This is a genomic window from Shewanella scandinavica (assembly GCF_031932065.1).
GTDB lineage: Bacteria > Pseudomonadota > Gammaproteobacteria > Enterobacterales > Shewanellaceae > Shewanella > Shewanella baltica.
In genome coordinates this window covers 14409-37955 of sequence record NZ_JAUOES010000033.1, presented here as the reverse complement: position 1 = coordinate 37955, position 23547 = coordinate 14409, and the positions used below count along the sequence as shown (strand labels likewise).

The following is a 23547-nucleotide window of genomic DNA, read 5'->3' as shown; positions in this document are numbered from 1 at the left end:
ATTAAGGCTTCACTGCACGGGAGATGCTGCCAATGAGTCCTCAATACTTCGAACTCGCCCCTTTCACCCAGACCTCTATCTTCAGTTTTATCGTCTTATTGCTCGGTTTAGCGGGTATCTTGCTGATGTTATGGCTAAAAAATATGCCTAAGATAGCGAAGTCGGCGAGTTTAGGCATATTGCTGGTGATGATGGGCGGATTTTCATGGGTTTTTTATCAATCCAATAGTGCCGAGTTAGTGTTAACCGATGCTGAACTCACAGTGGATGTGCCCTTCTATAAAGTGCAGTTATCCCGCGCGGATTTATTGCCCGCCGAGGCGCGCATCGTCGATTTGCAGCAAGAGGCAGATTTAACGCCGAGCTTTAAAACCAACGGCATAGGCATGCCAGGGTTTCAATTAGGCTGGTTTAATTTGCAGGGGAAAGGTAGAGCATTTCTGGCGATAACAGATAAATCGCAGTTAGTGTTAGTGCCAACGACTAAAGGCTACAGTTTATTACTGACAGTGCCGCAAGGGAGTGAATTTTTAGCACAGTTACAGAAGTCATCACTTCTGTAACTGTGTATCGGCGTGATAATAATCACGCCGCTTTGCGTTTATAGGCCATGTCTAAGGTAAATACTAACAGGGCACTCCAGATAAAACCGAAGGTCACGCCTTTTTCTGCATCGAAGGGCTCATTAAACAGACTCACTGCTAGGATGAACATGATACTTGGGCCGATATATTGGAAAAATCCAAGCATAGACAATGGGATCCGTACCGCCGCCCCTGCAAAACAGAGTAAAGGAATCGTGGTCACTATTCCCGCTGCCATTAACATCAGATTCAATTGCCAATCGTTTGTCAGCATGCTTGCTGTTGCTGTGTCTAAGGTCGCGACGAGGTAAATTAGCGCGACCGGTAATAACACTGCGGTTTCGACCAATAAACCGGCCTTAGCATCCACATTGACCTTTTTTCGCAGCAGCGCATAGAAACCAAAGGTGCCCGCGAGTGCCAGTGAGACAATTGGAATAGAGCCAAAAGAGATTAATTGGATCAACACACCAGCACTGGCGAGTGCGACCGCAAACCATTGCAGCTTACGTAACCTTTCGCCTAGAAATAACATACCAAGCAAGACGTTGAGCAGAGGGTTAATAAAGTAACCTAGGCTGGCATCGAGCATGTGATCGTTATTCACCGCCCAGATAAATAGCAGCCAGTTTCCCGCGATCAGTATGGAAGTAATGGTGAGAACCATCAGCTGTTTAGGTTGTTTAAACAGTAAGCGTAAGCGTGAGAACCCGCCGATAAACTGCATAATGATCAGCATAAACACGAATGACCAAATCACCCGATGGAGCAAAATTTCGGTGGCAGAGACATGGTTGAGTAATTTGAAATATAAAGGCGCAAAACCCCACATACAGTAAGCACTGACGGCGAGTAGGATCCCTTTGCGGTATTCAAGATCTTGCATGAGACATCTTCGAAGGACAACAAGACGGCGATTGTAGGTGTGTCTGACCGCTGACTCAAGGGCATCGCCGCGTTCTTTTGGTTACAGAATATCTCGATAAGAAATTAAATAGCCGATCAACGCCAGTAAACATCTTGCTAATCAAGATGTTTACTGGCTTTGAGCTTTAATGCGGTAAATGAGTTATCTACGGTGAAACGGCTAGCCCACCATATAAGTGCCTGTCCCAAAAGCGATATGTGTGCCTTGTTCATTATGCAATTCCATGCGGCATACCGACACCCTATTGCCCGCGCGGATCACGCTGCCCGTCCCGGTAAAGGTGAGGCCGCGTCCCGGCCGTAGATAATCGACGCGCATATCGATAGTGCCTAGGGTTTGCAGGCGTTGCTGCAGCTCTTCGACCGTCCAATCATCACGACTGGCGACCAGTCCTGCAAAGGCGGTGAGTCCGCCAACCACATCGAGTACCGTGGCTGTCACACCGCCGTGGAGGATTTGCTGGTGGATATTACCAATCAGCTCAGGTTTCATGTTGATCACGACTTCGACGCCATCAATGTCATAACGCTTGATATCGAGTCCGAGTAGATTATGGAAAGGAACATGTTGATCAAATACTGCTGCGACTCTTCTCAAAGCTTCGGCTTGGATTGGGCTGGTCATTATTGGGTCCTTGCCACTGAGTGACTGCATTAGGCGTAATTGGATTTGTTATCAACACTGAGATGAACAAAGTGCGGCTTAGAGCAATTAATCTACAGTGAAGCGTGCGCAGAATGCAACTTAAGCCACATTGAAGATAAATTGGCTATGGGCATTATGGTTAGTTGAGTGAGGGCGATCTTAGTCGATGGCATTTAATCCTGAATGGGTTTACGACAAGATGGCGCAAGACAGGAGCGGTTCAGTCCTTTAGAATAGGCCCCCTCACTTTTGACATAGAAGATCCATGGAAAAGCTCGTACTCGACACGCATGATGATCCGCTCTCGCAACGCCTAGCACAGGTGTTTGGTTACCGTGACTTTAGGGACGGTCAGCGGGAGGTGATAGAACGTGTTTGCGGCGGGCAAGATTGCTTAGTGATCATGCCAACGGGCGGCGGTAAGAGTTTGTGTTATCAGCTGCCCGCTTTGATGATGAATGGCATCACTATTGTCGTTTCCCCATTGATTTCTTTGATGAAAGATCAAGTCGATAGTTTATTGCAAACCGGTGTTGCTGCGGCTTATCTCAATTCTTCTTTGCCGCGCGAGCAGAGTGCCGAAGTGTTAAGGCTACTGCGCCACGGTGAGTTAAAACTACTTTATGTGTCACCTGAGCGCTTATTAACCGCTGATTTTATTGAGCGTATGCAGTCGTTGCAGTTGGCGATGTTTGCCATCGATGAGGCGCATTGTATCAGTCAATGGGGTCATGATTTTCGCCCTGAATATGCAGCGCTTGGCCAGTTAAAGCAACTCTTCCCCTATGTGCCTATGATGGCGCTGACAGCAACGGCGGATCAGGCGACTCGACAGAGTATTTGCGAGCGACTTGGGATTGACCCGTTCCGTTTACTCTCTAGTTTCGACAGGCCTAATATTCGCTACACAGTGGCGGAAAAGCTCAATGCTGCGAATCAGTTACGGCATTTTCTAACCCAGCAAAATGGCACTAACGGGATTATTTACTGTAGCAGTCGACGCCGTGTCGATGAAGTGGCCGATCGTTTATGTCTGCAAGGTTTTAATGCTAAGGCCTATCATGCGGGAATGACGCAGGAAGATCGTGGCGCAGTGCAGGACAGTTTCCTTAAGGATCAAATCGATATCGTGGTCGCCACTGTGGCTTTCGGTATGGGGATCAACAAGTCGAATGTGCGCTTTGTGGTGCATTACGATATCCCGAAAAGTATCGAAGCCTATTATCAGGAAACGGGCCGAGCGGGCCGTGATGGGCTCGATGCAGAAGCTTTTATGTTGTTCGATCCCGCCGATATTGGTCGGGTCAGACATTTGATTGAACAGTCCGAGCCAGGGCCGCAGCAACAGGTCGAATTCCACAAACTTAATACTATGGCCGCCTTTGCCGAGGCGCAGACCTGTCGCCGCCAAGTGTTGCTGCATTACTTTGATGAGAGCGCACTAGAGCCCTGTGGTAACTGCGATATTTGCCTCGACCCGCCTAAGCGTTATAACGGCACCGAAGATGCGCAGAAGGTGTTGTCATGTATTTTTCGTTTAGGACAACGTTTTGGTATCAATCACTTAATTGAAGTGTTGCGCGGCTCGAAAGGCGCCCCGATAGTTGACCGAGGGCATGACAAACTCACGACTTGGGGAATTGGTAAAGATAAGAGTCATGAGTATTGGTTGAGCGTGATCCGTCAATTGATTCATTTGGGGCTAGCGAGTCAAGATGTGACTCGCGGTTCATCTATTACCTTAAACCCATCGGCACGACCTGTACTCAAAGGGGAGGTGGCGTTAATGCTCGCCGAACCGCGTATTCAGTTAACGACCACAAAACGTAAGGCGAGTCAGTCTAAGGTGCCGTTGAACTATGACCGTAAGCTGTTCGCACGGTTGAAGTTATTGCGTAGAACTATTGCCGAGCAGCAGGATGTACCGCCGTATTTAGTGTTTAACGATGCGACGCTGGCGGAAATGGCGGCCATGATGCCGACCAGTGCAGGGGAAATGCTCGCCGTTAACGGAGTGGGCGAGCGTAAACTGAGTCGTTTCGGTGACGCTTTTCTCGATGAAATTGAGGCTTATTTAGCGGGAGAATAATGGTTTGGATTATTCTCACTGATTTTAACCTTGCCCAATTGATTGATACTGGCGCGCTTAATTAAAGACTCTAACGTATCAAAGTGTTGCATTGCCGCGATACCAATATTGACCTTGCTTGACCCCTGCCAAGGCTGAATACAGGCCACCAATTGATTGACTACTTTTTTAGCGCCAGCTGCTGAGGTATGCGGCAGGATAATCACAATTTCATCCATCGAATATCGGATTAACTTATCTTGCTCACGCAGTCTGTGTTGTAGCTCATCCTGCAGAGGTGGTAAATCAACTTGCCGTATTTGACTCGCATTAAAAAGTAATAAAGACAGCGGGTAATTACCTTGTTTGGCGCTGTTTAAGGCTGATGTGACTTGTTGGAGCAGCGTTTCCGCAGGCTCCTCGCCTTCGATACGGGGCGCGCGATTATTTTGCTTATCAATCAAATACCAAATAGCACCGCCGAGTAACGTCATTGCAATTAAGAACAGAGTGCTATAGGCCCAATCAAGATTTAACTCTTGAAGGATCGATGCCTTTTCTGGCGCAGGACTAGTCTGATCTTGCTGCAGATCTTGCTGATTTAGGCGGGCTTTAAATTGCAATATTCGTGCAGTGTTCATCCCTTGATTGGCGAGTTCGGCAGCTCGATAGCGTTTGAGTAAGAAAGAATAGGCCTGCTTAAAATCCCCTTGTTCTAAGTAGTGATCGCTCATGATCCCGTAAAATCCTTTGAGATCAGAGTACTGTTTTAGATTTTCAGCTTGCTCAATGGCGTGATTCATTAAGGTTAAGGCTGCATCGTCTTGATGTTGGGCAAAGCGTATTTGGGCCAGTAGGCGGGTCGAGCGCATCATCGCCAATTGCTGATTGTGTTTCTTAAAGGTATTGATGGCGATAGAAAGGTATTCTTCTGCTGCGTCGATTCGGCCTTTATCGAGCGAGATTGATGCCAAAATGGCATAGCTGTAGGCAAGCTCTAGTGGCGAACCGAGTTCAGGCAGTAGTGCCTTTGCTTGTTTTTCGAGTTGGTCACTGTAATCGAATTCTTGATTATCGAGCGCTATTCTTGCCGCATTTCGTAGAATGATGTGTAACACTTTACCCTTGGCATCCGGGCTCTGTATTCCTAAGTTGGTGTAATACATGGCCTGGGGGAAATCATGGGTTGCGTAGAGTAAATTGCCCATGGCCGCATAAATATAAGCTTGTGGAGGCCAAACCCAATTTGGGGTTTGAGTATGAATATCTGGATAAATATCGATGGCCAGACGTAAATCCTCGATGGCAGAGGAGAAGTTATCTGTGTCGGTATCTAGTTGACCACGTAAACGTAAGGCATCGACTAGGGCTTGAGGCTGTTGGTAACGTCGCGCTAAGGTAATAGCGGAATCCAGCAAGAGCAGCGCATTTTGAATATTGTTGTAGTTGAGGTTGGCGTCGGCTTGGCAAATCAAAAAATAGGGGCGAACCTGATCGAGCTTAAGCTGTTTAGCATTGGCCTCGCCTAACTGTGCCACGTTGATTGCAGCTTCGTTCTCACCCAGTTGCAGCAGATTTTGGCATTTCAACACGCTCAATCTGAGTCGATTAATGTCAGAAGTGGCGCGGGTGGTAAATTGTTTTTCTAAAGCAGTGATTTGAGTCAGGGCTTTACTGGGATATTGGTAGACGAGTTCTGTGAGCTCATCTAGCTGGTCTATAGCACTGGCCCCAAACGGGAACAGCCATAACAACAGGCTCAGTACTAAGACGCGAAAATCCATTTTGTGCTCCATAAAATGCGTAAGCTCTAATATCCTTAATCACTAAGGCGGGATTATAACTTTACTTAATCATTTTTTGCATAAAAAACTATTTTTTTCTAAGAGAAATAAGTTAACACATCCCAGTGATTTCTGAATCCAAACAGCGGGTTAATTCTGTGGGGTCGATCACTAATTTGGCGATAAAACTCACAGTTATTGGCCTTAAGACGGGGCGGAACAGTGGAACATGAAAAAATTAGGGTTGACACTCTTGGCTAGGCAAGTTAAATATTAACCGTCCTAGATTATTTGAACAGAATAAATATTTAAATAAAATGAATAGAATTAGCAGCAAACTCGACCTCCTCCTCTCTCTCCTCGCGGTTTATACGCGGAGGTCTTAGTGTTGCACGCTCGATAAATAGGCAAAGCATTCACAAACCCCGCACCAATGTTGCGGGGTTTTTTGTATCTGAATACGGCAAAAGTTAAATAATGAACGGTGACGTTCCATGGAGAAGCGAGATGTCTAACAGAGTAATTATATTTGATACGACCTTACGTGATGGTGAGCAGGCGTTAGCCGCAAGCCTTTCGGTCAAAGAAAAGTTACAGATCGCCATGGCGCTGGAACGTCTAGGTGTTGATGTGATGGAAGTGGGTTTTCCTGTCTCATCACCCGGTGATTTTGAGTCGGTGCAAACCATAGCGCGCACCATCAAAAATAGCCGCGTTTGTGCGTTATCCCGTGCACTTGAAAAGGACATAGATGCTGCGGCGCAGGCCTTGTCTGTTGCTGATCAATTCCGTATCCATACGTTTATTTCGACATCGACGATTCATGTGGAAAGCAAGCTGAAGCGCTCGTTTGATCAAGTGTTAGAAATGGCGGTGGGCGCAGTGAAATACGCCCGTCGCTTTACCGACGATGTGGAGTTTTCCTGTGAGGATGCGGGGCGTACGCCAATCGACAATCTGTGTCGCATGGTGGAGGCCGCCATTCTTGCTGGCGCGCGTACCATTAACATTCCCGATACGGTCGGTTACACAGTGCCAAGCGAGTTTGGCACTATTATCCAAACTCTGTTTAACCGCGTGCCGAATATCGACCAAGCGGTGATCTCAGTGCATTGCCACGATGACTTAGGTTTGTCAGTGGCGAACTCGATAACCGCAGTGCAACACGGTGCGCGTCAAATCGAATGTACGATCAATGGTATAGGTGAGCGTGCGGGTAACTGTTCATTGGAAGAGATCGCTATGATTTTAGCGACGCGTAAGGGCATGCTGGGTTTGGAAACAGGCATTAACGCCAAGGAAATCCACCGTACTTCTAATTTAGTCAGCCAGTTATGCAACATGCCTGTGCAGGCTAACAAAGCGATTGTCGGTGCCAATGCCTTTACCCATTCGTCGGGTATCCATCAGGATGGCATGTTAAAAGCGCAAAATACCTATGAAATCATGACGCCAGAAAGCATAGGTTTGAATCGCAATAACTTAAATATGACCTCGCGTTCTGGTCGCCATGTGATCAAGCATCGCATGGAGGAAATGGGTTATAGCGAGCACGATTACAATATGGATGCGCTGTACGAAGAGTTCCTAAAATTGGCAGATAAAAAGGGACAAGTATTTGATTATGATTTAGAAGCCTTAGCCTTTATGGAAGCACAGGCTGAAGAAGACAATCACTATCAATTGCAGCAATTAGTGGTGCAGTCTGACTCTACCGAAGGCGTTGCCACAGCTACCGTTCGTATTGAAGTGGGCGGTGAAATTAAAACCGAAGCCGCAACTGGCAATGGTCCCGTTGATGCCGCCTATAACGCCATTGCCCGTGCTACTGATCGTCGTATCGACATCATCAGCTACAAGTTAGGCGCTAAGGGCGTAGGCCAAAATGCCTTAGGTCAAGTGGACATTACCGCCGTTTACCACGATCAAAACTTCCACGGTGTAGGTTTAGCGACCGATGTCGTTGAAGCCTCGGCGCGCGCTTTAGTGCATGTGATGAACTTAACGTGCCGCGCAGACAAGGTCGCCGATTACAAACAAAGCATGCAAAAGAATCGAGAGCTAGGCGGCGTCTAGTCGCTAAAAGCTTCCAAAGAATAGCAAGGTCGAGCATAAAGCATTCACATTTAAAGGAGTTGGCTGGCGTATGAGTTATCAAGTAGCAGTATTAGCAGGGGACGGGATCGGCCCAGAAGTGATGGCAGAGGCGCGTAAAGTGCTACGTGAAGTGGAAGCGCGATTCGATTTGAATATCGAATATACGCAATACGATGTCGGCGGTATTGCCATCGATAACCACGGTTGCCCACTACCCGATGCCACGCTAAAAGGTTGTGAAGCGGCCGATGCGATTCTATTTGGTTCAGTCGGCGGCCCTAAGTGGGAAAAGTTACCGCCAAATGAACAACCTGAGCGCGGCGCGCTATTGCCTCTGCGTGGTCACTTCGAACTGTTTTGCAATCTGCGCCCAGCCAAACTGCACGATGGCCTAGAGCATATGTCACCGCTGCGTAGCGATATCTCTGCCCGTGGCTTTGATGTTTTATGTGTGCGTGAGTTAACCGGTGGCATTTATTTTGGTAAGCCAAAGGGCCGCCAAGGTGAAGGCGAGAATGAAGAAGCCTTCGATACTATGCGTTATAGCCGCCGCGAAATTAGCCGTATCGCCCGCATCGCCTTTGAAGCCGCCCGTGGTCGTCGTAAAAAAGTCACCTCAGTGGATAAAGCCAACGTACTGGCTTGTTCAGTGTTGTGGCGCCAAGTGGTTGAAGAAGTGGCGGTTGATTTTCCCGATGTCGAGCTGGAACATATCTATATCGATAACGCGACCATGCAACTGCTGCGTCGCCCCGATGAGTTCGATGTTATGTTATGTTCTAACCTGTTCGGTGACATTTTATCCGACGAAATCGCCATGTTAACGGGCTCTATGGGCTTGTTGTCCTCGGCGAGCATGAACAGCAGTGGTTTTGGTTTATTCGAACCAGCAGGTGGCAGTGCGCCGGATATCGCAGGTAAAGGGATAGCCAACCCAGTCGCGCAAATTCTGTCAGCAGCATTAATGTTGCGTCATAGCTTGAAACAAGAAGAAGCGGCGAGTGCGATTGAGCGCGCCGTGAGCAAAGCCTTGAACTCTGGCTATTTAACCGGTGAGTTATTGAGCAGCGACAAGCGTAGTGAAGCGAAATCGACGGCAGAAATGGGTGACTTTATCGCCAATGCTATAAAGGAAGGTGTGTAATGACAAACGCAAAGACCTTGTACCAAAAAGTATGGGATGCACATATCGTTGCTTCTCCCGAGGGCGAAGCGCCGGTCATTTATGTCGACAGACATTTAGTCCATGAAGTGACGTCACCTCAAGCATTCAGCGGTTTGAAGGTCGCGGGCCGTAAGCTGCGCGCGCCGGAAAAAACCTTTGCGACTATGGATCATAATACTTCTACTCGCAGCGCCAGTTTAGATGCCCTAAGCCCGATGGCGCGCACTCAGGTGGAAACCCTAGCGCAAAACTGTAAAGACTTTGGCGTGCGCTTATATGATATTCACCATCCTAATCAAGGGATTGTGCATGTGATGGGCCCTGAGCTAGGCATTACCTTACCCGGCACTGTGATTGTGTGTGGCGATTCCCATACCGCCACCCACGGCGCCTTTGGCGCATTGGCGTTTGGGATTGGCACTTCGGAAGTTGAGCACGTGTTAGCAACGCAAACGCTGCGTCAGTTAAAAGCTAAAACCATGAAGATTGAAGTGCGTGGTCATGTCACCGATGGCGTGACCGCCAAAGATATCGTCCTCGCTATTATTGGCAAAATCGGCATGGATGGTGGCACGGGTTACGTGGTGGAGTTCTGCGGTGAGGCGATCGAAGCCCTGTCGATGGAAGGCCGCATGACAGTGTGTAACATGGCGATTGAGATGGGCGCGAAGGCGGGCATGGTCGCGCCGGATCAAACCACTTTTGATTATTTAGCAGGCCGCGAATTTGCGCCAAAGGGCGAAGATTGGACTGAGGCTGTCGCTTACTGGAAAGCCATTAAAACCGATGACGGCGCGGTGTTTGATGCTGTCGTTGAGTTAGATGCCGCCGATATCGCGCCACAATTGACTTGGGGTACTAACCCAGGCCAAGTAGTGGCAATCGATGGCAAAGTACCTGATCCCATTAATGAAGCTAACCCAAGCACCCGAGCTAGTATGGAAAAGGCTTTAGAATACATTGGCCTGAGTGCGGGTACGCCGATGACAGACATCAGTATCAACAAGGTGTTTATCGGTTCTTGTACTAACTCACGGATTGAAGATTTACGCAGCGCCGCCGTACATGCCAAAGGCCGTAAAGTCGCGAGTGGCGTCACCGCGATTGTCGTTCCAGGTTCTGGCCAAGTGAAAGCACAAGCTGAAGCCGAAGGCTTAGATAAAATCTTTATCGAAGCGGGATTTGAGTGGCGTTTACCGGGTTGTTCTATGTGTTTAGCGATGAACGATGACAGATTAGAGGCGGGCGATCGCTGCGCCTCGACCAGTAATCGTAACTTCGAAGGTCGCCAAGGTCGCGGCAGTCGTACCCATTTGGTGAGTCCAGCAATGGCTGCAGCCGCTGCGGTGGCGGGGCATTTTGTCGATATTCGTAAACCTTACTAATTACCGTAAACCCAAGAGGAGAAGTTAATGCAACCTTTTACGACCCATACCGGGCTTGCGGTCATGATAGACAGCACCAATATCGATACGGATCAGATCATTCCGAAACAGTTTTTGTCTAAGGTGACGCGCGATGGTTTTGGCGTGCACTTATTCCACGACTGGCGTTATTTAGATGATGCGGGCGATCTGCCTAACCCTGAGTTTTCATTGAATCAAAGCCGCTATAAAGGCGCGTCGATTCTTTTGGCGCAGGAAAACTTTGGTTGTGGTTCAAGTCGCGAACATGCGCCTTGGGCGCTTGCAGACTTTGGTCTGCGTGCGATTATTGCGCCGAGTTTTGCTGATATTTTTTACGGTAACTCAATCAATAACGGCCTGTTACCTGTGGCGTTAACTCACGCGCAGGTGCGCCAATTAATGGATGAAGTGACGGCAGAAGCAGGCGCACAAATTACGGTTGATCTCACAAGCTGCAAAGTGATTTCACCGTCGGGCGCCGAGTTTAGTTTTACGCTGGCAGAATCGGCGAGACATAAGTTACTCAACGGTTTAGATGCGATTGGGTTGACCTTGTCCCATGCTGCGCAAATCAGTCAGTACGAAACCCAAATCCAAGGCTGGCGTCGTTAGTTTTTCAGCGTACATTTGTACTGGTGTTGAGTCCATATTTAAGCGCCTAGGTTAACACCTAGGCGCTTTTGTTTTAAATCATCATCTACTCATGGTTTAACTAGTTGTATTTTAATTGATAAATTTTTACTGCTGTTTGTGTGTCATAGAATTTTTGTATCGATAGTGATTTATGCTGAATTTGTTACATCTGAATGATTTACACGTGTTTCTGCGATTTTTTATTTTATTTTGTTGTTTATTATGGTTATTTTTTGATTTCACCATATTGAGTTAATCAGCATTGCGAATAGTAACTGGGCGAATATAGGCTGAGTTTTGTTTAAATGGTGATATTGGTCACTAAATCTGTTTTAAAGTCATCGTTAGCTAGAGTTTTTGTCTGTTTTATCTCCTTTGGTTGCAAACATCTTCTGCATAAGTAAACTGCTTCGCATTCAATCTGGAGTGTTTGCTCTATTTTGCCTGAACGCCGCAGTACTCATTTAAGTAGTACAGATAACAATAATATTATTAGAGAATAACGATGCAAAAACGTCTTCTGACTTTGGCTGTCACTGCAGCCTTGTTAAGTTCAACGACTCAACTCCATGCCGCTGGTTTTCAATTAGCCGAATATTCTGCCACAGGCTTAGGCCGCGCCTTTGCCGGTGAAGCGGCTATGGCGGATAACGCTTCGGCTCAAGCACGTAATCCAGCCATGTTGACCTACCTTGAAGGTCGTCAGTTATCAACGGGTGGTATTTATGTCATGCCAAACGTCGATGTGACTGGCGATGTCAGCATTAGCTCGCCGTTGCTTGGCCCAGATCCTGTTGTTATGAAAGGTGGCGATGCACTGGATGTGGCCGATGACGCACTGGTGCCAAACTTTTATTACTCAAATCAGTTAAATGATCAATGGACTTGGGGCCTAGCGGTAAATTCTAACTATGGTCTAGCCACTGAATTACCTGCGACTCACGCCGCGGCTATTTTTGGTAACAAGACTTCGGTTACAACCGTTGAGTTTAATCCAAACATCGCTTATCGCATCAATGATGCTGTTAGCGTCGGTGCTGGTGTACGTATCGTTTATGGTGAAGGCGAAATTGGTGCGTCATTACCCGGTTGGGTCGATGGTATCAAACCTGCTCTGCCTGCTCCCGTGCAGGCAATGTTACCTCCTGGTGGCACTGAGCTGAAAAGCATGAAGGGTGATGATGTGGGTTACGGCTGGCAGTTAGGTGCAAGCTGGCAAATTAATCCGGCTCACCGTTTAGGTTTTGCGTATCATAGCGGCGTGCAATTGGACTTAGATGGTCATGCTTCTGGCGTCTTGTATACCGGCGGCCAAGATGTGTCTATCGAAGGGTATTTACCCCTTGAATTGCCCGCCTTTGCAGAGATAGCTTCCCATCATCAATTGACCGATAACTGGGCCATGCACGCGAGCGTGAACTGGACCGATTGGAGTGTATTTGATCAGCTGGTGGCTTATTTCCCCGGTGACGTTAAACCTAAGGGCGATTTAGAGTCTGATTTAGTTAAAGAAGAACACTTTGAAGATAACTGGCGTTTCGCGCTGGGAACCACTTACCAAGTGAATAATGACTGGTTAGTGCGTGCCGGTGTTGCTTTAGACAAAACGGCAGCAAATGACGAGTGGCGCACAACTACAATTCCAGACTCTGACCGTCTGTGGTTCTCTGTCGGTGCCGGTTATCAGGCGACTAAGAATCTGAACGTTGATTTCGCTGTGACGTATATCAAAGCAACTGGCGATGCGCCAATCAACGAACAGCAAAACCTACTGGGCTTAGCGGCCGTTAACTTTAACGGTGAAGCGAGCGGCGATGTGTGGCTTGCGGGTATCCAGATGAGCTATAAGATGTAAGTTCTGCGTAGTTTAAAAAAGCCCTGAATCTTCAGGGCTTTTTTATGGCTATAGCATGGTGGCGTTATCTTGTTTTTCGGCTTGCTTGCTGGTCACGGCAGAAAATTACGAATATATTCATTGCATAAGTAGTGGATCATGTTAACTCTCACCGGCATAAAAAGGCGGCGGAGAGTTCAGATAGGATAGTAGCGTGCAGAAAAAATACGTGGTTGCCTTAGATCAAGGCACGACCAGCTCAAGGGCGATAGTGTTCGATCACGATGCAAACATTGTCAGCGTGTCTCAGCGGGAATTCACCCAGTTGTATCCAAATCCGGGTTGGGTCGAGCATGATCCCATGGAGATCTGGGCAAGCCAAAGTTCAGTGTTAGTTGAAGTGCTGGCGCGCGCGGGGATCCACAGCGATGAAGTGGCCGCGATTGGCATTACCAATCAGCGGGAAACCACTGTCATTTGGGAGAAAGCCACAGGTAAACCTATCTATAACGCGATTGTGTGGCAGTGCCGTCGCAGCTCTGAAATTTGTGAGCAACTCAAAGCTCAAGGGCTAGAAGAGTATGTGCGTGAAAACACAGGTCTATTACTCGACCCTTATTTTTCAGGCACTAAGATCAAGTGGATTCTGGATAATGTGCCCAATGCCCGTGCGCAAGCTGAACGCGGTGAGTTGTTGTTCGGCACTATCGATACTTGGCTAGTGTGGAAGTTAACCGAGGGCAAAGTGCATGTCACCGATCCCACCAATGCCGCCCGTACTATGCTGTTTAATATCCATAGCCTGACTTGGGATAACAAGTTACTTGAAGCTTTAGACATTCCCTTGTCTTTGTTGCCCGAAGTGAAGCCTTCCTGCAGTGTGTATGGCACCACGCGGATTGCTGGTGAAGGCAGTGAAATTCAAGTCGCGGGGATGGCGGGTGACCAACAAGCGGCGCTTTTTGGTCAGCTGTGTGTCGAGCCCGGCATGGCGAAGAATACCTATGGCACTGGCTGTTTTTTATTGATGAATACCGGGACCAAAGCGGTGCGCTCTAACCATGGGTTACTGACCACAGTTGCCGTGGGACCGAAGGGCGAAGTGAACTATGCCCTCGAAGGTTCAGTCTTCATGGGTGGCGCGACTATTCAATGGCTGCGCGATGAACTTGGGCTTATTCGTGACGCCAGTGATACTGAGTATTTTGCCTCTAAGGTTGCTGATACCAATGGCGTGTATTTAGTGCCCGCTTTTGTTGGACTCGGGGCGCCCTATTGGGATCCCAATGCCCGTGGCGCACTCTTTGGTTTAACCCGTGGCGCCAACCGTAATCATATTATTCGGGCGGCGTTAGAATCCATTGCTTATCAGAGTAAAGATTTACTCGATGCCATGACCAAAGACAGTGGCGTTAGCCTTAAGCGTTTGAAGGTGGATGGCGGCGCGGTCGCCAATGATTTTTTGATGCAGTTTCAAGCCGATATCACCGATGTCGAAGTACTAAGGCCGAGTGTTTGTGAGACAACGGCTTTGGGCGCGGCATTTTTAGCTGGGTTGGCTGTGGGCTTTTGGGAGAGTGTCATAGAGCTTGAACATAAAGCTTGTATCGATAAGCATTTTATCCCCAATATTGATGCCGAGACTCGGGTGCGGTTATACGCAGGTTGGCAAGATGCCGTCGCCAGAACTCGCGCCTAAGCTATTCGACTTAAGCTATTCAACTCAAGTCGTTGGACTTGAGACATGCTTAAATTTGATATTGAGTTGGTTTGAAATGTGACTCGATTGTGGTGAATAAAAAGGCGCTAATCCAATAGGATTGCGCCTTTTCCGTTTTATATCAGTACGGATTTATACTTCAACATCAATAATATGTTGGCTCGGTGGCTTTTTGATTTCCGCGGTATCGTCGGTCACTTCAAGCACGACACCTTCTTTTAATTCTTCAGGCTCATCCGATGCACGGCGTTTCTTATTCTTGTTGTTATCAGCATCTTTGCGTCTCTCCCTGACTTTCGCGTCGCGCCCTTCTAACGTTGGGGGTAACTGCGACTGCGGTGTTTCATGGCTATCGGGGGCATTTGCGGTTGCACTACTCACTTGGTCGACGACCCGTTTAGGGTGCAACACGGCTTTCACTGGCTGCGCCAGCATGGCATAAATGCTATCCAATCCACTCATAACGCCTCCTTGTTATTACACCTCTCAACATGTTATCGGCAGGAGTCGGTCAATATTTAGACTATACGCGGTTTAAGTCGTTAAGGCGAATGAGGGGGGTTAAGATCTAAGCACCAGCAATCGATGCTAACCAAAGCGGCACTCATTGTGAAGGAACCACAGTGGTTGAGAAGGAACAATAGTAGCGAGTGCAAAATTGAGGTGAGTTTGTTGGATTCGCGTGGTGCTTTGCGGGATTTGGAGTGGGAACGTTGAGCTTTCTCGCAATCGTGACATTAATATTCAACCATCTGCAAAAAGATGATCGTCTTTATTTCGGATAATTATTTAGATTTTCGTGCTAAATCCAACTCTTTTTTGACTGTCTAATAAGGTTGAGTTTAAGTTTATTTTGTTACTTTTTTGGGTTTAAGGTTATTCCTCGACCCGTAAAATCCCACAAATACAGAATTAATCCCCCATTTTTTTCATCGCAAGCACCTGAAAGCAAAAGGTTGCTGAATATTTCGGCGCAATTTATTCCTGTAGTTTCTTCTGTTTAGTCGATCTCTCGTGGTCTTTCATGTCAAAAGTTTGTCGCTAGGTTAAGTGCTCAACATGCTGCTAACCCGCTTGCCGACTGGATTTATAAAAGGATCCCATCCCTTGACATTGCTTGTCGACTGTCCCTAAACTTAGCAGTTGTGGGAAATAGTGGATATTTGTGGATCAAAAATCACAGGAAAGGATGAATTAGCGTGTTTCGTGGAGCCAGTGCTATCAACTTAGATACAAAGGGACGGATCGCTATTCCAGTGCGATACCGCGAACCTTTGCAGCTTGAGCACCAAGGCCGCATCGTGATTACCGTCGACATCCAATCCGCTTGTTTACTCTTGTATCCAATCCATGAATGGGAATTGATCGAAGCTAAGTTGTTAAAGCTTTCCGATACCGATAAAACCCAGAGATCGTTAAAACGTCTGTTACTCGGTTACGCCCACGAAGTGGAGCTCGACGGTAATGGGCGCATATTACTGCCGCCACCGCTAAGGCAATATGCCAATTTAGATAAGCGCATCATGCTGGTGGGGCAATTGAACAAATTTGAGCTGTGGGATGAGCAATCTTGGCTGCAGCAAATCGATGAGTGTCAGGAAACGATTCGAAGTGAGGAGCTTGCCAGTAACGAGCGCCTCGCGGATTTTTCACTTTAACGAGTCGCGATAACTAAATAAGAAGAGAGTAATGAGTCAGGAATTTGCCCATTTATCCGTGCTGCTAGCAGAAACGGTTGGCGGTTTAAACATCAAAGACGATGGCATCTATATCGATGGCACGTTCGGCCGCGGTGGTCATTCAAGACAAGTGTTGCAGCAACTCGGTGAAAATGGCCGATTGATCGCAATCGACCGTGACCCTCAAGCGATTGAAGCGGCAAAACAATTTGCTGACGATCCACGCTTTCAAATCGTGCATGGTGGTTTTGGCCAATTAGCCGATTATGTTGCAGAGCTTGGGCTTGTGGGCAAAATAGATGGCGTATTACTCGATTTAGGTGTGTCTTCACCTCAGCTCGACGATGCCGAACGTGGCTTTAGTTTTATGCGTGATGGCCCGCTCGATATGCGCATGGATAACAGCCAAGGCCAAACAGCTGCTCAGTGGTTAGCTCGCGCAGAAATTGAGGATATGGCTTGGGTATTTAAAACCTACGGCGAAGAGAAAAACGCTCGCCATATTGCCCGTTGTATCGCAGCCGATCGTGATAAAACCCCGTTTTTACGAACTAAAGATTTAGCCGATTTGATCGCGCGTATCACTAAAAGTAAAGAACGCAATAAGCACCCTGCAACTCGAGTGTTTCAGGCAATCCGGATTTATATCAATAGTGAATTAGATCAAATTGATCAAGCGCTTGAAGGTGCCGTCAATGTACTGGCTCCCCAAGGGCGCTTGTCGGTCATCAGTTTCCACTCTTTAGAAGATCGTATCGTGAAGCGCTTTATTCGCCGCCATAGCCAAGGCGAAAGTGTGCCGCACGGTTTTCCGGTCACTGAAGATCAAATTAACAAGTCGCGTAAGTTACGCGCCGTGGGCAAGGCGATTATGCCATCCGACGAAGAAATCGAACGCAATGCCAGAGCTCGCAGCTCAGTGTTACGCATTGCCGAGCGTTTAGATTACTAAGGGGCGCACTGTGAGTAAGCCCTCGATCAATCTGCCACGGATCGTCTTACACGATTTATGGCTGCACAAATGGATCTTGTTATTAGCTCTGCTCGTGCTCTGCAATGCGGTCGCGGTTGTTTATGGTAGCCATATTAGCCGCCAACTAACGACCCAGTGGGACCAGTTACTGCAAGAGCGAGACAGATTAGATATTGAGTGGCGCAATTTATTATTAGAAGAGCAATCGCAGACTGAACACAGTCGTATTACGCGCATTGCCTCTAAGGAACTCAACATGAGTCGTCCGTTACCCAGCGAAGAAGTTGTGGTAAAGGTGCCGTGAGTATAGGGAAGATATGACTAGGCAAGCGAAAATCAAACGGGTAAGCAAACCGCAGAAACCACAACTAATCCATTGGCGTTTATACGTAGTGGTGGGGTTTGTGTGTACGCTATTTTGCAGCCTAGTGGGACGCGCAGCCTACATTCAAATTATCGAACCTGACAAATTACGCCATGAAAGCGATATGCGTACCTTACGGACTACGAGCCGTGAGGTGCAGCGTGGTTTGATCACTGATCGCAATGGCGACATGTTGGCCGTCAGTGTGCCAGTGCGTGCCGTTTGGGCCGACCCTAAACAAGTTAACGATAACAATGGCTTTGCGGATATGCGCCGCTGGCAAGCTTTAGCTGATGTGTTGCATGAACCCGTAGAAGACATATTAGATCGGGTGCGCAGTAATCCCACCAAACGCTTTACCTACTTGAAACGCCAAATTACCCCTGCGGTTGCGGACTACATCACTCAGCTGAAATTACCCGGTGTTTTCCTTAAATCTGAATCCCGCCGCTATTACCCTGGTGGTGAAATCACTGCTCAGCTTATCGGTATCACAAACATTGATGATGTTGGGATTGAAGGCGTAGAAAATGCTTATAACAGCTGGCTAACGGGCACGCCTTCAAAACAGAAAGTGCGTAAATCCCGCGATGGTCATGTGGTTGAGCGCCTCGATATCATCCAAGAAGGCGAAAGCCCGAATGATCTCGTGCTCAGCATAGATCAACGGATTCAGCAGTTAGCATACCGCGAGCTGAAACGCACCACAGAGATGAACCAAGCAACTTCAGGTTCCATCGTCGTACTCGATATTCACACCGGTGAAGTCTTGGCGATGGTAAATACGCCATCGTACAACCCCAATGCGCGCGACAATCTGCAAACCTTCAGAATGCGTAACCGCGCGATGACAGATACCTTCGAGCCAGGTTCGACCATTAAGCCCTTTGTCGTGGCTGCGGCGCTTGAAGCGGGCACAGTTAAATCGACCGACATTATTGCCACTTCACCGGGTTGGATGCGTTTAGGCGGCCGCCAAGTACGCGACCCTGCCAACTACGGCGACATGAGTTTGGCGCGTATTCTGGCTAAATCCAGTAACGTAGGCATCAGTAAATTGGCCTTATCTATTCCGGTGCAGCAGTTACTCGGCACCTATCAATCTATGGGACTCGGTAGTTTCTCAGGGATCAACCTTACGGGTGAAAGCGCGGGCGTAATTCAAGATCGCCATCGTTGGTCTGACTTTGAGCGCGCCACCTTGTCCTTCGGTTACGGTTTAACGGCAACCACACTGCAACTTGCGCGCATGTATGCCACCTTAGGCAATGGCGGCACCTTATTCCCCGTCTCAATTATGAAACTGAAAAAGCCCCCCGTCGGTGAGCGAGTTATTTCTGAAGATGTGGCCCACGATGTGATGCAAATGCTGGTCGGCGTGACAGAAAAAGGCGGCACCGGCACCTTGGCGCATATTGACGGTTATCCGGTTGCGGGCAAGTCAGGCACAAGTCGTAAGGCGGTTGCTGGCGGTTATGGTGATGATTATGTTGCATTATTTGCAGGTGTTGCCCCGGCGAATAATCCTAAGTTAGCGATAGTGGTGGTGGTGAACGAGCCCAAGGGCGATCTCTATTATGGTGGTTCAGTGGCGGGGCCGGCATTTGCCAAAGTCATGTCTGGCGCACTGCAAATGTTAAACGTTGAACCCATTACCGATAAAGAACAAGTGCAATTGGCGGGTATCGCCGCCGGGAGAGCAGAATGATGTTATTACGGGATCTGCTCGCGCCTTGGCTGCATTATGCCGGCGCGCAGTCCTTCAACGATTTAACCTTAGATAGCCGCGCAATACGTCGCGGCGATGTGTTTTTGGCGCTGCCAGGACATAAGGTTGATGGCAGACAGTTTATTGAAAAAGCCTTAGATTTAAGTGCCGCAGCCGTATTAGTCCACACGGATGATGCTGATCAGCATGGCAAAGTGTTGCACAGCGATAATGCTGAGCACGGTGTGCAGATTTATTTCTTCCAGTTGAGTCGCCAAGTATCAGCCATCGCCGCCCAGCGTTATCCCTTAGCGCATCAGTCTGCGACAACATCCCTTGGGGTGATTGGTATTACTGGCACCAATGGTAAAACCTCGACAAGCCAACTGATTGCCCAGCTGATAACGTCGCTCGGCCGCAAAGCCGCTGTGATGGGCACCCTTGGAAATGGTCTCTGGGGCGAGCTTGTCGATAGCGGCAATACCACAGCCGATGCGATTACCCTAATGCGCCAGTTGCATGACTTTGAAGCCCAAGGCGCGAGTGTCTGCGCCATGGAAGTGTCGAGCCACGGCTTAGTGCAAGGCCGCGTCGATGCAGTACCATTCGATGTTGCCGTGTTTACCAATCTGACGCGCGATCACCTCGATTACCACGGCGACATGGAAAGCTATGCCGCCGCTAAGCAAAGCCTATTTCGTTTCAGCACCTTAGGTCACGGTTTATTGAATCTCGACGACACAGTTAGCGAGTCTTGGTTGACTGAACTTAAATCTGTGCCTGCGCAAATGTGGGGTTTTAGTATTGAAGGTCATCAAGCCGCGGCTTTTTATACCAAAAATGCCAAGTTTGACGATCAAGGTGTCAGTGCAACCTTAGTCTGGCCCGAGGGCGAGACTCAAATCCACTCACCACTTCTTGGTGCCTTTAATCTCTCTAATTTACTCGCGGCGCTCTCAGCCTTGTATCTGCAAGGTTTTGATATGAAAGCGTTAGCCGAGCAAGTGCAATACCTAACGCCCGTCGCAGGTCGTATGGAGCGTTTCACAACTGCGAATAACATTACCTTAGTGGTCGATTATGCCCATACACCAGATGCGATTGAACAAGCGTTAAACGCGCTACGTCGCCATTGTGCCGGTGATTTATGGTGCGTATTTGGCTGTGGTGGCGACCGTGATAAGGGCAAGCGTCCTTTGATGGGCAAAGCCGCAGAGCAATATGCCGACCGCATTATGGTGACCAGCGACAATGCGCGTAGTGAAGACCCCGCGCAAATTATTACCGATATTATCCAAGGGCTAATCAACCCTCAGCAGGCATTGACTCAGGTTGACCGTATCGCAGCTATTAAAGAGGTTGTGGCATTTGCGAAACCTGGCGATGTGATCTTGCTTGCGGGCAAAGGCCACGAAACTTACCAAGAGGCGGCAGGTGTGCGTCATGACTATGATGAACGCGCCCTGGCACGCCAGTTATCGGAGCAATCAAGATGATCCCTCTTTCTCTCGAGACCCTAAGTCAACACTTAGGTACGTTTCGAGTCGGTGACGACGTCACCATCGAAGATTTAAGCAGTGATAGCCGCAAAATCGGCGCTGCAACCCTGTTTGTAGCCTTAAAGGGTGAGCGTTTTGATGGCCATGATTTTGCTGCAACCGCTATTGAGAACGGCGCCGCGGCGTTAATGGTCGAGCGCGAGTTAGCCTTTGATATTCCGCAGCTGATTGTGCCCGATTGCCAAAAAGCCATGGGCGCGATTGGGGCTTATGTCCGTGACCAAATCAATCCGATTTGCGTGGCGTTAACTGGCTCAAACGGCAAGACCAGCGTGAAGGAAATGATCGCGACAATTCTGTCGGCAAAGCATCAAATCCTCTATACCGCTGGTAACTTCAACAATGAAATCGGTGTGCCGCTTACCTTGCTGCGTTTAACGCCAGCGGATGAGTTTGGGATATTCGAACTCGGCGCAAACCATAAAGGTGAAATTGATTACACCTCGGGACTCGTGCGTCCGAACGTGGCGCTGGTGAATAACGTCGGCAGTGCCCACTTAGAAGGATTTGGATCGCAAGCGGGGGTCGCGCAGGCTAAGTCGGAAATTTTTAATCATCTGCAGGCCGATGGCACCGCCATCATCAACGCCGATGATGCCTTCGCCGATTTTATGAGCGTTAAGGCAAGACCTTATAAGCAACTGAGTTTCTCCCAGCAAGATGGTGCTGCTAAACGTCATATCGATGTCATCGCTACAGGTCATAAGGCCAATGCCGATGGCTGCTATCGTTTTATGCTCAATTATTTAGGTGAATCTTGCCAAGTAGTCTTGCCACTGGCGGGCCGTCATCAGGTGAGTAATGCACTCGCCGCTGCAAGTGTTTGTATTGCTTTGGGATTAAGTTTGACAGAGATCGCCGAAGGCTTAAGCCAATTAACGCCAGTGAAAGGGCGTATGCAGCCGAGTCAATTGGGACGCGTACGTCTAATCGACGATAGCTATAACGCGAATCCGGTGTCTGTTGGGGCGGCAATCGCTTGGTTAAAGGAAATTTCTGAAAATCGCTGTCTGGTACTGGGAGATTTAGGAGAATTAGGCGACAATGCGCCCCTTTTACACGCTGAACTAGGGCAACTGGCCAAGCAACAGGGGATAGATGCCTTGTTTTGCACCGGAACGTTAAGTCAGCATACGAGCCAAGCTTTCGGTGCGGAGCACTATGACAGTGTGGCGACGTTAGTAGAAAAACTCATAAAGCATATTAACCAGTTACCGGGACAGGTAACGGTTCTCGTTAAAGGTTCACGTAGCGCCGCCATGGAGCGGGTCGTGGATGGACTAACAGTAGCCTTCGGGCGTGGGGAGTTAGTGTAAATGCTGGTATATCTGGCCGAGTATTTAACCCGTTTTCATACCGGGTTTAACGTGTTTTCATATGTGACGTTTCGAGCCATTTTAGGCTTATTGACCGCATTGGTTTTTAGCTTATGGTTTGGCCCTAAACTGATTGAACGTTTGCAATTACTGCAAATTGGTCAGGTCGTGCGTAACGATGGTCCAGAATCACATTTTAGTAAGCGTGGCACGCCGACTATGGGTGGCTTGCTGATATTGGCTGCTATCTTCATCAGCGTATTGCTGTGGGGCGATCTCGGTAGCCGCTATGTGTGGGTGATGTTGTTTGTGCTCGGCAGTTTCGGTTTGATCGGCTTTATCGACGATTACCGCAAAGTGGTGCGTAAAGACACTAAAGGTTTGATCGCGCGCTGGAAGTACATTCTGCAATCTTTAGCTGCGCTGCTCATTGCTTTTTTCCTGTATGCCACAGCGGCAAATCCAGGTGAAACTCAGTTAGTGGTGCCTTTCTTTAAAGACGTGATGCCGCAACTTGGCGCCGTATTTATCGTATTGGCGTACTTCACTATTGTGGGTTCGAGCAATGCGGTGAACTTAACCGACGGCCTCGACGGTTTGGCCATTATGCCGACGGTAATGGTCGCGGCGGCGTTTGCCTTGATTGCTTATTTATCGGGTCACGCGCAGTTTGCGAACTACTTACATATTCCGCATTTACCCGGTTCGGGTGAGCTTGTGATTGTCTGTACCGCCATTGTCGGTGCGGGTCTGGGCTTTTTGTGGTTCAACACTTACCCCGCGCAAGTATTCATGGGCGATGTGGGTTCACTGTCATTAGGTGCTGCACTGGGCACAATTGCAGTGCTCGTTCGCCAAGAAATTTTGTTAGTGATCATGGGCGGTGTGTTCGTGATGGAAACCCTGTCAGTCATCCTGCAGGTGGGTTCGTACAAGTTACGCGGCCAGCGTATTTTCCGCATGGCGCCGATACACCATCACTATGAGTTAAAAGGTTGGCCCGAACCTCGAGTGATAGTGCGTTTTTGGATTATCTCGATATTCCTCGTCTTACTTGGCTTAGCCACGTTGAAGTTAAGGTAAT

19 protein-coding genes are annotated in these 23547 nt (G+C 48.4%); 15 read left to right on the top strand and 4 right to left on the bottom strand.

The features are described 5' to 3' along the window. Positions 1-32: 32 nt before the first annotated feature. A complete protein-coding gene (locus tag Q4Q50_RS20210) occupies positions 33-563 on the top strand; it encodes a PH domain-containing protein (RefSeq protein WP_311900846.1) in 531 nt (176 codons plus the stop codon). Positions 564-585: 22 nt separating this feature from the next. Here the strand turns inward: Q4Q50_RS20210 and rarD are convergent, their stop codons facing one another. Then, on the bottom strand, positions 586-1470 hold the full coding sequence (gene rarD / locus Q4Q50_RS20205) for an EamA family transporter RarD (RefSeq protein ID WP_006079874.1): 885 nt from the start codon (positions 1468-1470) through the stop codon (positions 586-588). Between the two features lie 201 nt (positions 1471-1671). Further along, positions 1672-2136, bottom strand: coding sequence for a thioesterase family protein (locus tag Q4Q50_RS20200; protein ID WP_006079875.1), 465 nt, complete (start codon positions 2134-2136; stop codon positions 1672-1674). 286 nt (positions 2137-2422) lie between these two features. On the opposite strand from Q4Q50_RS20200, the gene recQ reads away from it, so the two are divergent. Next, positions 2423-4246 carry a DNA helicase RecQ gene (gene recQ, locus Q4Q50_RS20195; RefSeq protein WP_311900845.1) on the top strand — a complete coding sequence of 608 codons (1824 nt, stop codon included), beginning with the start codon at positions 2423-2425 and terminating at the stop codon, positions 4244-4246. Here recQ and Q4Q50_RS20190 read toward each other — a convergent pair. Then, positions 4228-6009 carry a diguanylate cyclase domain-containing protein gene (locus Q4Q50_RS20190; RefSeq protein ID WP_311900843.1) on the bottom strand — a complete coding sequence of 594 codons (1782 nt, stop codon included), beginning with the start codon at positions 6007-6009 and terminating at the stop codon, positions 4228-4230. The two genes, recQ and Q4Q50_RS20190, sit on opposite strands and share 19 nt — an antisense overlap. Positions 6010-6516: 507 nt before the next feature. On the opposite strand from Q4Q50_RS20190, the gene leuA reads away from it, so the two are divergent. The 6 genes from leuA (at position 6517) to glpK (ending at position 14843) form a co-directional block, all read left to right on the top strand. After that, on the top strand, positions 6517-8085 hold the full coding sequence (gene leuA, locus Q4Q50_RS20185) for a 2-isopropylmalate synthase (RefSeq protein ID WP_259508110.1): 1569 nt from the start codon (positions 6517-6519) through the stop codon (positions 8083-8085). 70 nt (positions 8086-8155) lie between these two features. Next, positions 8156-9250, top strand: a complete 1095-nt coding sequence (leuB, locus tag Q4Q50_RS20180) for a 3-isopropylmalate dehydrogenase (protein WP_006079879.1) — start codon at positions 8156-8158, stop codon at positions 9248-9250. Continuing rightward, the gene (gene leuC / locus Q4Q50_RS20175) at positions 9250-10656 is read left to right on the top strand and encodes a 3-isopropylmalate dehydratase large subunit (RefSeq protein WP_259583004.1); all 1407 of its coding nucleotides are present in this window, start codon (positions 9250-9252) and stop codon (positions 10654-10656) included. Before leuB ends, leuC begins: the two co-directional genes overlap by 1 nt. A 27-nt stretch (positions 10657-10683) precedes the next feature. Continuing rightward, positions 10684-11289 (top strand): 3-isopropylmalate dehydratase small subunit, encoded by a 606-nt coding sequence (gene leuD / locus Q4Q50_RS20170; RefSeq protein ID WP_311900841.1) that lies wholly within the window; start codon positions 10684-10686, stop codon positions 11287-11289. Between the two features lie 526 nt (positions 11290-11815). After that, positions 11816-13165, top strand: coding sequence for an outer membrane protein transport protein (locus tag Q4Q50_RS20165; protein WP_006079882.1), 1350 nt, complete (start codon positions 11816-11818; stop codon positions 13163-13165). Positions 13166-13358: 193 nt separating this feature from the next. After that, positions 13359-14843 (top strand): glycerol kinase GlpK, encoded by a 1485-nt coding sequence (gene glpK / locus Q4Q50_RS20160; protein WP_011982221.1) that lies wholly within the window; start codon positions 13359-13361, stop codon positions 14841-14843. A gap of 153 nt (positions 14844-14996) precedes the next feature. Here the strand turns inward: glpK and Q4Q50_RS20155 are convergent, their stop codons facing one another. Beyond that, on the bottom strand, positions 14997-15326 hold the full coding sequence (locus Q4Q50_RS20155) for a hypothetical protein (protein WP_006079884.1): 330 nt from the start codon (positions 15324-15326) through the stop codon (positions 14997-14999). A 737-nt stretch (positions 15327-16063) separates the two neighbouring features. Here Q4Q50_RS20155 and mraZ point away from each other — a divergent pair. From mraZ to mraY, 7 genes are read left to right on the top strand one after another with little or no spacing between them, the layout of a single operon-like run. Then, entirely contained in the window at positions 16064-16522 is a 459-nt protein-coding gene (gene mraZ / locus Q4Q50_RS20150) for a division/cell wall cluster transcriptional repressor MraZ (protein WP_011982222.1), read from the top strand. 31 nt (positions 16523-16553) lie between these two features. Beyond that, a complete protein-coding gene (gene rsmH / locus Q4Q50_RS20145) occupies positions 16554-17495 on the top strand; it encodes a 16S rRNA (cytosine(1402)-N(4))-methyltransferase RsmH (RefSeq protein ID WP_259511927.1) in 942 nt (313 codons plus the stop codon). A gap of 10 nt (positions 17496-17505) precedes the next feature. After that, positions 17506-17820, top strand: coding sequence for a cell division protein FtsL (ftsL, locus tag Q4Q50_RS20140; RefSeq protein ID WP_006079887.1), 315 nt, complete (start codon positions 17506-17508; stop codon positions 17818-17820). A 13-nt stretch (positions 17821-17833) separates the two neighbouring features. Beyond that, complete coding sequence (locus Q4Q50_RS20135) at positions 17834-19588, top strand: peptidoglycan glycosyltransferase FtsI (protein ID WP_006079888.1); 1755 nt, start codon at positions 17834-17836, stop codon at positions 19586-19588. After that, a complete protein-coding gene (gene murE, locus Q4Q50_RS20130) occupies positions 19585-21084 on the top strand; it encodes a UDP-N-acetylmuramoyl-L-alanyl-D-glutamate--2,6-diaminopimelate ligase (protein ID WP_311900838.1) in 1500 nt (499 codons plus the stop codon). The genes Q4Q50_RS20135 and murE overlap by 4 nt, the downstream gene beginning before the upstream one ends. Next, positions 21081-22463 (top strand): UDP-N-acetylmuramoyl-tripeptide--D-alanyl-D-alanine ligase, encoded by a 1383-nt coding sequence (locus tag Q4Q50_RS20125; RefSeq protein WP_011982225.1) that lies wholly within the window; start codon positions 21081-21083, stop codon positions 22461-22463. Before murE ends, Q4Q50_RS20125 begins: the two co-directional genes overlap by 4 nt. Next, positions 22464-23546 (top strand): phospho-N-acetylmuramoyl-pentapeptide-transferase, encoded by a 1083-nt coding sequence (gene mraY / locus Q4Q50_RS20120; RefSeq protein WP_006079891.1) that lies wholly within the window; start codon positions 22464-22466, stop codon positions 23544-23546. The last annotated feature ends 1 nt before the right edge of the window (position 23547 follow it).

Bases quoted from the DNA above. Each gene is read 5' to 3' on its own strand.
- Q4Q50_RS20210 (WP_311900846.1), top strand. From the start codon at position 33: ATGAGTCCTCAATACTTCGAACTCGCCCCTTTCACCCAGACCTCTATC.
- murE (WP_311900838.1), top strand. From the start codon at position 19,585: ATGATGTTATTACGGGATCTGCTCGCGCCTTGGCTGCATTATGCCGGC.
- leuD (WP_311900841.1), top strand. From the start codon at position 10,684: ATGCAACCTTTTACGACCCATACCGGGCTTGCGGTCATGATAGACAGC.
- leuB (WP_006079879.1), top strand. From the start codon at position 8,156: ATGAGTTATCAAGTAGCAGTATTAGCAGGGGACGGGATCGGCCCAGAA.
- leuA (WP_259508110.1), top strand. From the start codon at position 6,517: ATGTCTAACAGAGTAATTATATTTGATACGACCTTACGTGATGGTGAG.
- rsmH (WP_259511927.1), top strand. From the start codon at position 16,554: ATGAGTCAGGAATTTGCCCATTTATCCGTGCTGCTAGCAGAAACGGTT.
- rarD (WP_006079874.1), bottom strand. From the start codon at position 1,470: ATGCAAGATCTTGAATACCGCAAAGGGATCCTACTCGCCGTCAGTGCT.
- Q4Q50_RS20165 (WP_006079882.1), top strand. From the start codon at position 11,816: ATGCAAAAACGTCTTCTGACTTTGGCTGTCACTGCAGCCTTGTTAAGT.
- mraY (WP_006079891.1), top strand. From the start codon at position 22,464: ATGCTGGTATATCTGGCCGAGTATTTAACCCGTTTTCATACCGGGTTT.
- leuC (WP_259583004.1), top strand. From the start codon at position 9,250: ATGACAAACGCAAAGACCTTGTACCAAAAAGTATGGGATGCACATATC.
- Q4Q50_RS20200 (WP_006079875.1), bottom strand. From the start codon at position 2,136: ATGACCAGCCCAATCCAAGCCGAAGCTTTGAGAAGAGTCGCAGCAGTA.
- Q4Q50_RS20125 (WP_011982225.1), top strand. From the start codon at position 21,081: ATGATCCCTCTTTCTCTCGAGACCCTAAGTCAACACTTAGGTACGTTT.
- Q4Q50_RS20155 (WP_006079884.1), bottom strand. From the start codon at position 15,326: ATGAGTGGATTGGATAGCATTTATGCCATGCTGGCGCAGCCAGTGAAA.
- Q4Q50_RS20135 (WP_006079888.1), top strand. From the start codon at position 17,834: ATGACTAGGCAAGCGAAAATCAAACGGGTAAGCAAACCGCAGAAACCA.
- recQ (WP_311900845.1), top strand. From the start codon at position 2,423: ATGGAAAAGCTCGTACTCGACACGCATGATGATCCGCTCTCGCAACGC.
- Q4Q50_RS20190 (WP_311900843.1), bottom strand. From the start codon at position 6,009: ATGGATTTTCGCGTCTTAGTACTGAGCCTGTTGTTATGGCTGTTCCCG.